Source organism: Vibrio sp. Y176, assembly GCF_033438945.1.
In genome coordinates this window covers 1-14,447 of sequence record NZ_JAWOQS010000011.1, presented here as the reverse complement: position 1 = coordinate 14,447, position 14,447 = coordinate 1, and the positions used below count along the sequence as shown (strand labels likewise).

At 43.4% G+C, this 14,447-nt stretch carries 13 protein-coding genes, 1 tRNA gene and 1 rRNA gene; 12 read left to right on the top strand and 3 right to left on the bottom strand.

The annotated features are described in order from the left end of the window. Positions 1 to 3: 3 nt before the first annotated feature. Together lptF and lptG are read left to right on the top strand one after the other, a co-directional pair. Positions 4 to 1,104 (top strand): LPS export ABC transporter permease LptF, encoded by a 1,101-nt coding sequence (lptF, locus tag R7O13_RS20465; RefSeq protein WP_005381072.1) that lies wholly within the window; start codon positions 4 to 6, stop codon positions 1,102 to 1,104. A 3-nt stretch (positions 1,105 to 1,107) separates the two neighbouring features. Then, complete coding sequence (lptG, locus tag R7O13_RS20460) at positions 1,108 to 2,178, top strand: LPS export ABC transporter permease LptG (RefSeq protein WP_005381071.1); 1,071 nt, start codon at positions 1,108 to 1,110, stop codon at positions 2,176 to 2,178. An 87-nt stretch (positions 2,179 to 2,265) separates the two neighbouring features. Here lptG and R7O13_RS20455 read toward each other — a convergent pair whose 3' ends face one another. Beyond that, entirely contained in the window at positions 2,266 to 2,745 is a 480-nt protein-coding gene (locus R7O13_RS20455) for an RDD family protein (protein WP_005381070.1), read from the bottom strand. Between the two features lie 184 nt (positions 2,746 to 2,929). Further along, entirely contained in the window at positions 2,930 to 4,198 is a 1,269-nt protein-coding gene (locus R7O13_RS20450) for a DUF2254 domain-containing protein (protein ID WP_005385537.1), read from the bottom strand. Between the two features lie 227 nt (positions 4,199 to 4,425). On the opposite strand from R7O13_RS20450, the gene R7O13_RS20445 reads away from it, so the two are divergent. Both R7O13_RS20445 and R7O13_RS20440 read left to right on the top strand, forming a co-directional pair. Next, on the top strand, positions 4,426 to 5,091 hold the full coding sequence (locus R7O13_RS20445) for an SDR family NAD(P)-dependent oxidoreductase (protein ID WP_253657692.1): 666 nt from the start codon (positions 4,426 to 4,428) through the stop codon (positions 5,089 to 5,091). Between the two features lie 190 nt (positions 5,092 to 5,281). Continuing rightward, positions 5,282 to 5,366: transfer RNA gene (locus R7O13_RS20440), tRNA-Leu, on the top strand. 248 nt (positions 5,367 to 5,614) lie between these two features. On the opposite strand, the gene R7O13_RS20435 is transcribed toward R7O13_RS20440, so the two are convergent. After that, positions 5,615 to 6,898, bottom strand: coding sequence for a carbohydrate-binding protein (locus R7O13_RS20435; RefSeq protein WP_318304597.1), 1,284 nt, complete (start codon positions 6,896 to 6,898; stop codon positions 5,615 to 5,617). Positions 6,899 to 7,145: 247 nt separating this feature from the next. On the opposite strand from R7O13_RS20435, the gene R7O13_RS20430 reads away from it, so the two are divergent. The 8 genes from R7O13_RS20430 to R7O13_RS20395 form a co-directional block, all read left to right on the top strand. Beyond that, the gene (locus R7O13_RS20430) at positions 7,146 to 7,451 is read left to right on the top strand and encodes a PTS sugar transporter subunit IIB (protein ID WP_020480920.1); all 306 of its coding nucleotides are present in this window, start codon (positions 7,146 to 7,148) and stop codon (positions 7,449 to 7,451) included. Between the two features lie 87 nt (positions 7,452 to 7,538). After that, complete coding sequence (locus R7O13_RS20425; protein WP_005381064.1) at positions 7,539 to 8,873, top strand: PTS sugar transporter subunit IIC; 1,335 nt, start codon at positions 7,539 to 7,541, stop codon at positions 8,871 to 8,873. A gap of 51 nt (positions 8,874 to 8,924) precedes the next feature. Further along, the gene (locus R7O13_RS20420; protein WP_031777269.1) at positions 8,925 to 9,236 is read left to right on the top strand and encodes a PTS lactose/cellobiose transporter subunit IIA; all 312 of its coding nucleotides are present in this window, start codon (positions 8,925 to 8,927) and stop codon (positions 9,234 to 9,236) included. A gap of 12 nt (positions 9,237 to 9,248) precedes the next feature. Next, the gene (locus R7O13_RS20415; RefSeq protein WP_318304596.1) at positions 9,249 to 10,571 is read left to right on the top strand and encodes a 6-phospho-beta-glucosidase; all 1,323 of its coding nucleotides are present in this window, start codon (positions 9,249 to 9,251) and stop codon (positions 10,569 to 10,571) included. Between the two features lie 18 nt (positions 10,572 to 10,589). Next, positions 10,590 to 11,345 carry a chitin disaccharide deacetylase gene (gene chbG / locus R7O13_RS20410; protein ID WP_318304594.1) on the top strand — a complete coding sequence of 252 codons (756 nt, stop codon included), beginning with the start codon at positions 10,590 to 10,592 and terminating at the stop codon, positions 11,343 to 11,345. Positions 11,346 to 11,449: 104 nt separating this feature from the next. Further along, entirely contained in the window at positions 11,450 to 12,448 is a 999-nt protein-coding gene (locus tag R7O13_RS20405; protein ID WP_005381031.1) for a LacI family DNA-binding transcriptional regulator, read from the top strand. Between the two features lie 130 nt (positions 12,449 to 12,578). Next, positions 12,579 to 13,832: an HD-GYP domain-containing protein gene (locus R7O13_RS20400; protein ID WP_005381029.1), complete on the top strand. Its 1,254-nt coding sequence runs from the start codon at positions 12,579 to 12,581 to the stop codon at positions 13,830 to 13,832. A gap of 548 nt (positions 13,833 to 14,380) precedes the next feature. Next, positions 14,381 to 14,447, top strand: a 16S ribosomal RNA gene (locus R7O13_RS20395); the annotation flags it as partial.

The window sequence follows — 14,447 nt, the reverse complement described above, 5'->3', positions numbered from 1 at the left end:
AGCGTGATTATTGTTAGATATTTGATCCGCGAAACACTCAAGAGCCAATTTGCGATTTTTTTCGTACTTTTTTTGGTGTTTGTAAGCCAGAAATTCATAAGTGTTCTTGCTGATGCTTCTGATGGGGATATTCCTGCTGGATTGATTTTCTCGATTGTTGGTTTGAACATGCCAGCAATGGGTCTGTTAATGCTGCCTTTAAGTCTGTATATCGGCATATTGATCACATTTGGTCGTCTGTATGCAGAGAGCGAAATTGTCGTAATGAACGCGACAGGTATTGGTAATAAATTCTTGGTTCAAGCGGCCTTATACCTAGCGTTGATTACTTCAGCGGTGGCGGCTTTCAATGCGTTGTGGCTATCGCCGTGGTCTCAAGACCGCGTTGAGCAGCTTTATGAGCAGGTAGCGTCAGAAAACAGCGTTGACCTACTTAAAAAAGGTCAGTTCCAAGGTACACCAGACGGTTCATCGGTTGTGTTCATCGATGACATTAAAGACAATACCTTGAGCAACGTTTTTGTTGCGCAGATGCGCCCTCGAGATTCAGTGTTACCGAGTGTGATGTTCTCATCTTCTGGTGAAGTAAAAGAGCTTTCGGACGGTCGTCAGATCATCACTATGAAAGAAGGTACTCGTTATGAAGGTGTGCCTACTCGCGTTGAATATATGATCACGAAATTCGATGAATACGAAGGTGTTATCGGCCAACGTGAGGTCAAAAAGAAAGGGCGAGACTGGGAAGCATACCCAACGGTTGACTTGATAGGTCACCCAGATCCAGAGGCGCAAGCGGAGCTACAATGGCGAATTTCGTTATTTGTGTGTATTCCACTCTTAACGATGCTCGTTATTCCTTTGTCTGCGGTGAATCCGCGTCAGGGACGGTTTGCCAAAATGGGGCCTGCGATTCTGATCTACCTAGCGTATTTCTTGGCGATCAGTGCAACCAAATCTGCATTAGAAGATGGTGATATCCCGGCTGCTATTGGTATGTGGCCAATCAATGCGATGTTGCTGATTGTTGCTATCATGGCGAATATGATGGACAGCGTTGCTGCTAGACGAATAAAAGACAAATTCCGCAAGAAGAGGCTCGCGTAAGCTGTGTTCAAAATCTTAGACCTTTACATCGGTAGAACCATCATCTCTACCACTGCCTTGGTTTTAGCGACGTTTGTTGGCTTATCGGGCATCATCAAATATGTAGAACAGCTACGTAAAGTAGGGCGAGGTGTGTACGACCTCACTCATGCGTTGTACTTTGTGTTACTCAGTGTGCCGCGTGATATCGAAATGTTCTTTCCAATGGCGGCATTACTCGGTGCCCTGATCGGCTTAGGTATGTTGGCTTCAAGCTCTGAGCTAGTGGTGATGCAAGCTGCTGGTTTCTCTAAGCTGGATATCGGGTTATCGGTACTCAAAACGGCCGTCCCGCTCATGATTGTTGTTATGGCATTAGGTCAATGGGGCGCTCCTGAGGCCCAGAAGATGGCCCGTGACTTACGTGCGTTTGCGATATCAGGTGGTAGCATTGTGTCTGTGCGCTCAGGTGTGTGGGCTCGTGACGCAAACGACTTTATCTTTATCGGTAAAGTCGAAGACGACAAGCTTTATGCTTTAAATATGTGGCGTTTTGATGATGATAAGAATCTACAAAAAGTTATTTTCGCCGAAGAAGTCGACTACCAACAAGATAACAACTGGCTGATGCGCTACGTACAAATTACGGACATGGAAAATGAAAACGTAATTTCAAAGCAAGACATCGAACAGATGGAGTGGCACACCTCTTTGGCACCAGATAAGCTAGCTGTGGTGACCGTGAAGCCAGAAGAACTGTCACTGAGCGGTTTGTATGATTATGTGACTTACCTGAAAGCATCGGAACAAGATGCATCTCGCTATGAGTTGGCGTTTTGGCGTAAGTTGACTCAGCCGCTTTCAATTGCTGTGATGATGTTAATGGCGCTATCTTTTGTTTTCGGTCCACTCAGAAGCGTGACCATGGGGGCAAGGGTATTGTCGGGCGTGGTTGCCGGGTTTACTTTTTACATATCCAGTGAGTTCTTTGGTCCATTAAGCTTGGTGTATGGCATATCCCCAGTGTTTGGTGCTTTGGCCCCGAGTTTGGTGTTCTTAGCTATTGCGATTGCACTGCTACGAAGAAAGCTATAACTGAAGCATCATCGAATAAACCAAGTTTTACCGAACCAAATGTAAAAGGAAGGCATTACGCCTTCCTTTTTTGTGTTCCTAGACAAGTTAATTTGCCTTAGGTAATACAACAACCTCTGTTTTGGCCCAAATGTCGTGGAAACCACGTTTCTTCGGATCAATCGGTACAGTCAAATTTGCCAAGCCAAAGCCAGATGTCGAAATACGAATCAGAGCTTGAGTTACCGTAATTGGTGCTCCGTCTTTGGCATTGCGAACTCGAAGCTTCCAAGCGCGCATCCCAAGAGTTTGTCCTGCTCGCGTCCAGAAGAACACAAAGAAATATATCCACACACCCGCAAGATAAAGTGTAAATAGAGGGCTCAATACAGGGTGCTTTCCGAGCATATCTGCGGCATCAGCGTACTCGCCATAGCTCAACAATCCTGCTGCATTTAGTGCAAACACAACGGCCATAACAATACCTGCGGCCATCATTTCAATTGCGATAATAATTAATGTGTCGTAAATCAACGCTGCAAGTCGACGAAAGAGACCAGCAGGTGGAAGAGTTGTAGACGTTGTCATTATTCCATCACTTACCTTAAAAATTGTGCGTCAGAATATAGATTCCCTCACCAAGAGAAAAGAGACCTAACGCACAGAGTCTTTAATTGTGTATAAACGAAGAGACTTTTCTGCCCTACGTTATCAGCACATGTCATGATACACGAGGCCGTGCAGCAATATGTTTCAACTGAATTCGACTCTCTTAACCATTGGCTTTTTGGTCTGTGACCAGATTAGATAGCTGAGAGAGTTGGTGTTTCTCATCTTCGGTATAATGTTGGCTTAATGAAAGCTCTAAAGCTTTTTCTGACAGCTTGATTGCTGGTGACAAAAATAACTTAGGGTGCATACTAGAGAGAGCTAGCAAGGCCTTTTGTAGGCGAATCTGTATTTGGAGTTGCGCTGCACCATCGTGTGCTATCGGCAAAAAGACATCATCAAACAAATCCTGGCAGCTCAATGCGGGCACAAATAGTCTAGGATATCGAGTTTTGGTAGGCGGCTCACTGAGTAGGTCTCCCCATAATGAAAGTGCTCGTACAGAACGCCCAAGAACGTCAATCGCGGTGCCATTATCATTTACAGCCGGAGATAGTGCTCGTGAGGCGATTTCCGCCATAACGACTAAACCAAAGCGAGGGTCCTGATCATATGAACGCTCTGTTCGAATCGTGAAGGCTGCCGTTACTTCGCTTTCGTCTGGCAATTCTCCACAAACCCAAGCCAATGGTTGACCTACGTACACAAAACTTCCCGGTTGTCGCTCAAGGTAGATGGTGCATTGGTTTGCTTCAGCAATACTATCGAGATGATGCATATCAACATGCTGTAAGTAGCCAATTTCTTGGCTCAAAATAGGTTTACTTCCTCTGGGTTTATGTTCTGGGTGGCTCCACGGGTGAGCACCTAGCCAACGCTCTTTGCCCCGTTTTCTTATCGCATCTAACAAGGCTTGCTCCACGTATGAAGTGGTTTCACTGACCCTTCCTAGTACGGAAAGGTGCTGAATCCAACGTAGCAGAGTGAGTATGATCATCACGATTACGGCGATAGTCACGATGAACAGATAAATTTGTGCTTGTTGATGATAGGCCCCAATACCTAGCGCGATAATTCCTACCAAACTAAATAGAAAAGAGCCAAGAAAGGTTGCTAAGGCATTTTGTGTTGTGCTGTCTTCCATCAACAGTTTTGTCGCTCGCGGCGTTACCCCTGCACTAGCGGCACTGTACGCTGAGACCATAATATTGAGAGAGAATGTAGTCACTGCAAGCATGGAGGTTGCGAGGATATTTAATATGTTGTTCAACAAATCCTTGCTGACGTTGATGGCAGGGGGCAGAGTAATGAACTGGTTTAAAACAATCGACATTAAGGCGGTAGCAACAGCTAGTAATGCGTAGAGTGACGTCCGGACCCACAGTTTTCGTGTCATCTGTTTCAGTAACCACTGCCATTTTGACCCAGTCATTCTTTGCTCCTATTCAGTTCTCACTAGAAAGTCGATAGAAAATTCAGAAAGTTATTCTTGCTTAAGCATAGGTTAAATGCCCGTCGTTCTGCTTGATATTTCATGCATCACGAAAGTAAGAAAGCTGCTTGCTTCAAAGAATGGTGCTCTTGAGGTGTGAATTACCACGATTCTGTTACCTTAATTGATAGATGAATTAAAAGTATGTGATTGAAAAGAGGTAGCGCATGATTGTAATTACAGGTGCAAGTAGCGGTTTAGGGGCGGAACTAGCAAAGCGTTATGATGCGGAAGGCAAAGAGACGTATGTAATAGGAAGAAATACAGAAAAACTATCCGCACTAGCAAAACAACTCTCTCATAACGTTGGTTATCAAGCTTGCAACCTCTCATCGCACCAAAATGTGAAACAGCTCTTTGATGGGGTGAAACAGTCCCCTGAAATGGTCATTCATAGTGCGGGAAGTGGTTATTTTGGCTTACTGGAAGAGCAGGAGCCGAAAGAGATTCAAAAGTTGATTGATAACAACCTGAATTCTGCGATTCATGTGCTAAGAGAGTTAGTAAAGCGTTACAAAGATCATCCAATAAAAGTGGTCATGATCATGTCCACAGCCGCGCAACAACCTAAAGCGCAAGAGTCTACGTATTGTGCAGTGAAATGGGCCATCAAAGGATTAATTGAGTCGGTTCGTTTGGAGCTAAAAGGAAAACCTATGAAAATTATCGCGGTTTATCCTGGTGGAATGGATACGGAATTCTGGAAAACAAGCGGCAATACGATGGACACGAGTCACTTCATGCAAGCAGAAGATGCCGCAGAGATGCTCCATAATGCGTTGTCGAGCATTGGGAATGGTTATGTTTCTGATATTACAGTGAATAGAACTTAAAAAGAGTTTCGTATACTCATTTTCATCTGGAAGAGTAGTAGAAAATGGAGCGTACGTTTCTTATGAGTACAGCTTTGTCACACTTTGTGGCGAAATTATCAGCAAACGATAGTTATTTAAGGTATTTCTGCTTGCGCAGGTCAAAAGCTTACGTATAATGCCAACCATCAAAGGGCAATAGCCCAAAGATGCCGGTGTGGTGAAATTGGTATACACGACGGATTCAAAATCCGTTGCCTTCGGGCGTGGCGGTTCAAGTCCGCCCACCGGTACCATACATAGAAAGGTCGCTTTTATAGCGGCCTTTCGTCGTTTTAGGTGTTTGTAAATATCAAAAGAAAGGTAGCGTTGCCTTCGCGGTGGCGGCAGGAATGCCCAGTCCAATCAACTCCGTCCACCGGTACCATATTTTAAGACAGAGCCTCGATGAAAGTCGGGGCTTTGTTGTATCTGGATTTTCAAAACAAAAAAGCGCGAGGGGTATGCCTCGCGCAAACTACTACATGGTGATAGTAGGAACAGCCTATAGAGCTGTGAACAAGGTATTTTGAGTGTTCGGAGTCCAGTCTGCTTGGGACACGTGCGGTACATCAACTAGATAACGCAAACCTTGATAAGTCACCACATCACCTTGTTTATAGGAAACATTCTGAGTCCAGTTAGTGGCTGGGTCCGCATTTGTCCAGAGGCTAGAGGTTGGAGACGGTGCCCAATCTTGTTGTGCAGTATGGTTTGTTACAGCCTGGTATACAGTACCTAGGTGTAAGACGTAATCGCCAGCGTCGTAGTTATGACCAACTTGCCAGTTCGGTGTGTAGTTATCCATTGTGTCGAAGTCATAACCCGCTTGTTTTGCTAACTGTATAAACTTAGCGAGCTTAGGTAGGTTTTGCGTTGCCCCCATGCCACGCTTACCATCTTCAAATAGGAACTCGTGAGTTAAAACGATAACTTTATCGGCGTGTAAAGGTGTACCACATGGGAACTCTTGAGCTTTGGAGTTGATCGGGTTAATCGTTGTTGGTGCACAAGTGTTTAACGCGGAATCCACATATCCAAGAAATGCTTCTGCTTCTGTAAGGCTGTTTGCTGGCATTTCAATGCCCCAATTTTCAGGTGCCCAGTCCACATCCCAACCGTGAGTTTGATAGCTGTTATTCGCTAGGATATTTTGAACCTCGATAGCTGCTTTTACACTGTTGGATGGGTTGGATGTATCGCATACATATCCTGGTTCCCAAGGTTTCAGGTCATCAGACGTGGCACATAACCCATCTGCTTTGAAGTCTTTCGTCACGCGCCAACCGTTGGTGTAGGGCAGTCTAGCAAACTCTGTTGCCTTGTAGTTCGGGTAGCTTGTAATGTTCGGCAAATACTTTGCTAACACAGATAAGTTTTCCGTAAACATTGAGGCATCGTAAACAGGGTCTTGATACGAGTTAAGCTGGTGGTCCCCGGTCGCATTACACTCCGCAGCACTGTTCGGTCCAAACTCATCAACGCAATTATGAACCATATGATCGTAACTATGGTTCGCGACAATATGACCAGTGTCTAATGCGAGCTTTAAGGCTTCTAGCGAACGGTCTTCATTCTCATCACCAATTCCATCTAAATGCCAAGCATTAAAGTAAAACGTCGCTTTGATATCTTCCTGGTTAAGTACTTGAATAACGTCAATAGATGCATTGATTGGTCCATCATCAAACGTTAGATAAATGGTGCCTTTAGAGTCGGTTTGAGCAAATGAGTGCTGTGATAGTGCGGCACTTACAAGCGCTGCAATAGCCAATTTATTAAATTTCATTCTCTATTCCTTTTAAGAAATTAATAACGACGTTGTCAGTGGTAAAATATTGATAATTTGAAACTTAATGTGATGTCTTAAATTATTTTATGACTTTTATCCTAGACCTAAATAATTACAAAAAAATAGGTGGTATTTTCTAAATTGGGATTGTGTTCACGAATAATGCAACCGGTTGCGCTTTTTTGTCTTGGTTATTTTTGCTACAGTTTTTACAGGTTGAAATTTACACAACGGGAGTAAGGCTATGAAAAAGATCCTTTTATGCTGTAGCGCAGGGATGTCAACCAGTATGCTTGTTAAGAAAATGGAGCAAGCTGCTGAAAATAAAGGAATTGAGTGCAAAATTGATGCAATGTCAGTGAATGCGTTTGAAGATGTAATTAAAGAGTACGATGTTTGTCTTCTCGGGCCTCAAGTACGTTTTCAGCTAGAAGAGCTAAGAAAAACGGCGCAAGAGCATGGTAAAAACATTGATGCTATTTCTCCTCAGCATTATGGAATGATGAAGGGAGAAGAAGTACTAGAGCAAGCATTAGAATTAATTAACTAAACTATAGTTTTAAATTAAAAAGATAACTGTACATCAAATATAAATATTTGATGCGGGATTCTTTTGCCTAAAATAAGGATGGATTCTATGAAGCTTTATGACGCAATTATAGGCGCAGTCGAAAAGCATATAGCCCCTATAGCAGCTAAAGTGGGGAATCAGCCCCATGTTCGCGCAATGAGAGACGGTTTTATTGTCGCAATGCCGTTTATTATTGTCGGTAGTTTCATTTTGATTTTTGCATTCCCCCCATTTGCCGAAGATACAACCTTTACTTTTGGTCGAATTTGGCTCGATTTCGCCACTACACATTTTGATACCATAATGATGCCCTACAACATGTCGATGGGGATCATGACCATTTTTGTTTCGCTGGGCGTTGCTTATAGTTTAGCGAAGGCTTACAAGATGGATGGGATCACGAGTGCTGTATTGTCACTAATGTCTTTTTTACTCATTGCGGCCCCAGCTAAAGATGGCGCGTTGTCTATGTCTCACATGGGCGGAACCGGGATCTTCACCGCAGTGATGTGTGCATTTTTCTCGGTGGAGCTCTACCGTTTTATGAAAAAGCACAATATTACGATTCGCATGCCAGAGCAGGTGCCACCGGCGATTGCGCGATCATTTGAAGTATTGCTACCAGTCTTAGCGATATTCATTACCTTATATCCACTTAGCCTTTTCGTACAAACCCAGTACGACATGCTGATTCCAGATGCTGTTATGGCTATCTTTAAACCGCTAATTAGTGCGTCTAACTCATTGCCTGCCATTATTGGCGCTTTATTGCTTTGCCAGCTGCTTTGGTTTGCGGGTATTCATGGTGCTGCAATTGTTGTTGGACTGCTTTCTCCAATCTTTTTGACCAACATTGGTGCCAACATTGAAGCCTTTGTTGCTGGTGAACCGATTCCAAACGTATTTACTCAACCGTTCTGGGATTTTTACATCTTTATTGGCGGCTCTGGTGCAACACTTGCTCTTGTTATGCTGATGTCGTTTAGCCGTTCTGTTCACCTTAAGAGCATTGGTCGAATGAGTGCGGTGCCTGGCTTTTTCCAAATCAACGAACCAGTGATCTTCGGTAGCCCAGTTGTGATGAACCCGACCTTGTTTATCCCGTTCGTCTTCGCTCCAGTCATCAACGCTACGATTGCGTATTTTGCTGTGCATGTCGGCTTTGTGGGTATGGGTGTCGCTACAACACCTTGGACAACACCGGCACTGATAGGTGCTTCGTGGGGTAGCGGTTGGACCTTTGCGCCAGTATTGCTCGTCATTGGTTTATTAATTCTTGATCTAATCATCTACTTCCCATTCTTCAAAATGTTTGAGAAGCAAATGTTGGAGCAAGAACTACCAACGACGAAGGAAACTAAAGGTGACACGCAGCCGTCAGGCGAAGGCGTTACTGCTTAACTGTGCTTAATGGGCCGCAATTACCGCGGCCCGATTTTCGGAGAGAAAATGATGGAACAAGAATTGGTTGTAATGGAGATCATTTGCAATGCTGGTGAAGCCAGAAGTTTAAGCTACGAGGCATTGCGTTTATCTCGAGAACAAGATTTTGAAGCGGCTGATGAGAAGCTCTCTCAAGCAAGAGAGTGCATTAATAAAGCCCACTTAATACAGACTCAGCTTATTGAAGAAGATCAGGGAGAAGGGAAAGTCCCGATGACGTTAGTGATGGTGCATGCTCAAGATCACCTAATGACTACGATTTTGGCTCAAGAGATGGCTGTAGAAATCGTCGCACTGAACAAAAAAATCTCGAACAAATAAAGGGGGATGAAAATGTCTAGAGAGGCGATCAAACTTGCCATTATTGGCGGTGGTAGTAGCTATACCCCGGAATTGGTTGAAGGGGTTATTAAGCGCTTAGAATATTTACCCGTTAAGAAAATCCATTTTGTGGACATTGAGTCAGGAGCTGAGAAGCTTGAGATCATCAAAGGATTGGCTCAGCGAATGGTCGATAAAGCCGGCGCAAAAATTGAGATAAAAGCCGGTTTCGATCGCCGTGCTGCGATAAAAGATGCAGATTTTGTGATGACGCAGTTTCGTGTTGGTGGCCTTGCTGCACGCGCTAACGATGAGCGAATCCCAATCAAGTACGACGTCATCGGCCAAGAAACAACGGGCCCTGGTGGTTTTGCTAAAGCACTGCGAACCATTCCGGTCATTCTTGATATCTGTAAAGATATTGAAGAGTTGGCTCCAAACGCATGGATGCTCAATTTCACCAACCCAGCGGGTTTAGTTTCCGAAGCGGTCAGTAAGTACACCAAAGTAAAGAGTATTGGTTTATGCAATGTGCCCGTTTCAATGGAAATGATGATTGCAGAAATGATGGAGTGCGAGCCAAAAGAGCTACAACTTGAGTTTGCTGGGTTAAACCATCTCGTGTGGGTACACAAAGCATGGCTCAATGGGGAAGATATTACTCAAACGGTATTAGAGAAAGTCGGTGATGGTGCCAACTTCAGTATGAAGAATATCTGGGAAGAACCGTGGGATCCGGCATTTCTAAAAGCACTGGGGGCGATACCATGTCCTTATCATCGCTACTTCTATCAAACTGATGCCATGCTTGCTGAAGAGAAACAAAGTGCCGATGAAAAAGGCACTCGTGCTGAGCAGGTAATGGAAACAGAAAATGCGCTATTTAAGCTCTATCAAGATCCTACCCTCGATCATAAGCCGAAAGAGTTAGAGGAGCGGGGTGGTGCTTATTATTCTGATGCATCACTGAACCTAGTTGATTCAATTTATAACAATCGTAATAGTATTCATGTTGTTAACGTTTTAAATAATGGAGCGATCAACGGCCTACCTGACGATGCTGTGATTGAATGTAGTGCCGTGATTGGTAGCTGGGGGGCGAAACCTCTTGCGGTTGGCGAGTTGTCAAACAATATCAAAGGATTACTCCATCAAGTTAAAGCGTATGAGCAGCTAACAATAGAAGCTGCTGTCGAAGGTAATTATGACAAGGCGCTTATAGCATTAACCAATAACCCATTGGTGCCTGACATTGGCCGCGCCAAGTCAATCCTGGATGATATCCTAGCGGTGAACGCTCCGTATTTACCTCAATTTAAACTAACGACGTTGTAAGACTAAGGAAGGGCGCCGATGAAAGTCATTTTTAATGCTGATGATTTTGGTTTAACGAGAGGTGTAAATAGCGGCATCGTTAAAGCTCATCAGCAAGGTGTGGTTCATTCAACCACCATGATGGTGGGTATGGATGCTGAGAAACATGCCTTAGAACTAGCTCGCCATAATCCAGACTTGAAAATTGGCGTTCATCTTAGGTTTACAGCAGGTGTGCCTATAACGAAGCATCCTAACTTGACCAACGGCCGAGCGCACTTTATCAACTATGACGAACTTTGGAGTAAGCAGGACTTCGAAACTCAGGTCATTTATGATGAAGCAAAAGCTCAGGTGGAACATTTTTTATCGCTTGGGTTAGAGCTAAGCCACTTAGATAGCCATCATCACGCGCATACTCACCCTCAAATTTTGACCGTTATTAAAGAAGTAGCGAATGAATACAGAGTGCCACTGCGGGGCACTGGCTTGTGTCAAGAATCGATGACAATCAGATATATCTTTACTGATGAGTTTTATGATCAAAAAGTGAGCTTGGATGGCTTAATGGCACATCTATTGAGCTTAAAAGCTGACTATGACTTGGTTGAGGTGATGTGCCACCCGGCAGAGGCCGATCAGGCGCTTATCTTAAAGAGTGGCTATGCGCTTCAGCGAGAGCTAGAGTTACAAGTTCTTACCTCTCCCATTTTAAAAGAACAGTTAGCTCATCATGGTATAACTGTCACGGATTACTCTGAGCTTGTTTCTACCAATCAAATGGTCGGTGTATGATTAAAGGCTGCCAGCTTCGCCCCCTATAGCACCTTACGAATTGCTGGCAGCCGTTCTACACAAACGAATATTTAATAACAATTGCAGTTGGACCCAATAGCATTATGGCAAGGATTAAAGATGTAGCCGAACTCGCCGGTGTAAATCGCTCTACCGTTTCTCGAATTATTAATGGAGAGGGGAAATTTCGCGAGGAAACTCGAAAAAAAGTAGAGCAAGCTATGGCGCAATTGAATTATCGTCCCAGTGCAATTGCTCGTTCACTCGCAACCTCATCCAGTAATATGGTTGGGTTATTGGTGACTTACTATACGGGGGGCTTCTTTGGCGAGATGATGGAGCAGGTTCAGACCGAGCTGGATATTCATAAGAAGTTTTTGATTACAGCTCAAGGCCATCATTCTGCACAAGGTGAAAAAGAGGCAATTCAGCGTTTTAATGATTTACGTTGTGACGGCTATGTACTTCATAGTCGTTATTTGTCAGATGATGACTTACGTGAACTAGCTAAACAGCCAACACCTTTCGTTCTCCTGGATCGCTACGTGGAAGGAATAGAAGAGCGTTGTGTTACCTTTAACCATCATCATGCAAGCCGTATTGCCGTTGAGCACCTTTTAGCTGGTGGTCATCGAAAGATTGCTTGTATTGCCGGTCCATCCCAACGTCATAACAGTGTATTGAGAAAGCTTGGGTATATTGATGCAATGAAGGATGCTGGTATAGATATTGATGAAAGCTGGTGTGAAGAAGGGAATTATGGCCGGCAAAGTGGTTATGATGCAATGGCTGCAATTTTACAACGACACCCTGATGTGACGGCTGTCTTTTCGTGCAGTGAAGAAATGACGGTTGGCGCAATGCAGTACTTACACGAGCATAGTATTTCTGTACCAGAGCAAATCTCATTAACTAGCTTTGACAGTGTTGATCTTTGTGAAAGTCTTTACCCTACAGTATCAGCAGTGCACTTTCCTATCAGTGACATGGCCCGTGTAGCGGTACAAACGTTAATGGGGCTAGTCAAAGATCAAGAAGTAATAGACAAGCCAGTATTCGAGGCCAAGCTTAAAATACGCAAAGCAGATCGTTCCTTAAAGTAGCTTACTTCTATCTAATTAAGTGAGTCGCTTAGAAATAACGGTTTGATGTTTTGATAGTTACTGATGAATTTATTCACAAAATTTACTAGTATTCTAACTCTCTTAAGAAATATAAATCAGTAGTGAATAAGTGGCTGCCATTAAACTAACGGTCGATCGTATTCAACCCGGATTACATATCCGTCTTCCGCTAAAGTGGAACGATCACCCCTTTCTACTCAATAGCTTTAAGATTAAAGACCAAGAGCAAGTCGAGATGATCCGCCACCTCGGCGTAAAGTTCGTTTACTTTAATCCAGAGCAAAGCGATGCCGTTCCACTCCCTGTTGATCAAAGACAAGCTGACAGAGTAACAAATGAAGCGTCGTTAGATCATGAAACTCAAAAAATGTGGCAAGAAAAACAGAACCGCATAGAAAAGTTAAGTGCATACCGTCGACGCGTGATTCAGTGTGAAAAAGAGTTTGAGCGCTCTCTGGCACGTATGCGTTCAGTCATGACTAAAATCCGTAACCGTCCGACAGCAGCAGTTGATGAAGCAAAGCTTCTTATTGAAGATATCGTCGAGAAGTTAATGTGCGATGATAATGTTACGTTACATCTGATGAACGGAAAAAATGAGTTTGAAGATATTTATTTCCACTCATTGAACGTGGCTGTTATCTCGATGATGATTGGCCGTGCTAAAGGGTACTCAGCAGCACAGTTGAAAGAGCTTTCCTTCTCCGCACTATTCCATGATATCGGGAAAATAAAAATCCCGACTGCAATATTAAGAAAGCAACTACCTCTAACAGAGCCAGAAACCAACTACTTAAAGTTGCACACTAAATATGGCGTCGATCTTGCGAGTCAAATCGAGGCTTTTCCCGAAGTCGCGAGAATTGTGATCGCGCAGCACCATGAGCTAAGAGATGGGTCTGGTTATCCTAAAGGCCTGAAAGGAGATGAGATCAACGAGTTTGCTCAAATTATTGCTGTAGCCAATGCGTTTGATAACTTGTGTCATACACCGATAGTCTCAGATCAAAAGATTCCTTATACCGCACTCTCTCATTTATATAAGAACTGTAAACACCTATATAAAGAAGAGAACCTGAACATCCTAATTAAGTTTATGGGCGTGTTTCCTCCGGGTACCGTAGTTCAGCTTTCTAATAATATGGTCGGCCTGGTTATCTCAGTGAATGCATCGCATTTATTATTCCCGAATGTCTTGGTTTACGATCCATCAGTACCAAGGACGCAAGCGCCAATCATTGATCTTGCCTCAAAAGATATAAAGATAGTTAACGCGATTCATCCGTCAAAATTACCGGATAAAGTAAAAGAGTATCTAAATCCGCGTTCGCGTATTTCTTATTTCTTTGATAGTGATGAGTAGTTATCCACAGCTTTTTGTGGGTAAATTGTATAAATCCTGAGTGTTATTTCTGGGTAATTTTAGGGTTGGATGGAAAGTATCCATTTGGCATGTTTTTTTAGAAAAAATGCATTTTTAGTATTGCCAAAGAAAATCTTCTCCCTATAATGCGCATCCATCGACACGGCAGACGCCACAAGGCTTTAGCAGGGTCGAAGAGGTAAAAAGCTTCTACAAAAAATTAGTTTAAAAAAGTGTTTGACACTAACAACTAAATCGCTAGAATGCACCTCCGCTTTGAGAGAAAAACTTCTCGCAAAGCAAGCTCTTTAACAATATAGACCTATCAATCTGTGTGGGCACTCGTTGATGATAATCCAATTAGATACCTCGGTATCAAATTAGGTTTCAATGAAACGAAGTGACCATTTGAATTGGGAAGCAGCCTGAGCTGTTTTGTTTTACTTTTTCAAAAGTAAAAACCAATAAGAGCACAGTCAATTCAAACATTACTTCTGCTATTTATTAGCGAAAGGGATGTTCAGTATTCATTGAGCCGACAAAATCTTAAATTGAAGAGTTTGATCATGGCTCAGATTGAACGCTGGCGGCAGGCCTAACACATGCAAGTCGAGC

Coding starts and splice junctions, on each gene's coding strand:
- R7O13_RS20435 (WP_318304597.1), bottom strand. CDS start 6,898: ATGAAATTTAATAAATTGGCTATTGCAGCGCTTGTAAGTGCCGCACTA.
- R7O13_RS20405 (WP_005381031.1), top strand. CDS start 11,450: ATGGCAAGGATTAAAGATGTAGCCGAACTCGCCGGTGTAAATCGCTCT.
- R7O13_RS20415 (WP_318304596.1), top strand. CDS start 9,249: ATGTCTAGAGAGGCGATCAAACTTGCCATTATTGGCGGTGGTAGTAGC.
- chbG (WP_318304594.1), top strand. CDS start 10,590: ATGAAAGTCATTTTTAATGCTGATGATTTTGGTTTAACGAGAGGTGTA.
- R7O13_RS20425 (WP_005381064.1), top strand. CDS start 7,539: ATGAAGCTTTATGACGCAATTATAGGCGCAGTCGAAAAGCATATAGCC.
- R7O13_RS20450 (WP_005385537.1), bottom strand. CDS start 4,198: ATGACTGGGTCAAAATGGCAGTGGTTACTGAAACAGATGACACGAAAA.
- R7O13_RS20430 (WP_020480920.1), top strand. CDS start 7,146: ATGAAAAAGATCCTTTTATGCTGTAGCGCAGGGATGTCAACCAGTATG.
- R7O13_RS20445 (WP_253657692.1), top strand. CDS start 4,426: ATGATTGTAATTACAGGTGCAAGTAGCGGTTTAGGGGCGGAACTAGCA.
- R7O13_RS20455 (WP_005381070.1), bottom strand. CDS start 2,745: ATGACAACGTCTACAACTCTTCCACCTGCTGGTCTCTTTCGTCGACTT.
- R7O13_RS20420 (WP_031777269.1), top strand. CDS start 8,925: ATGGAACAAGAATTGGTTGTAATGGAGATCATTTGCAATGCTGGTGAA.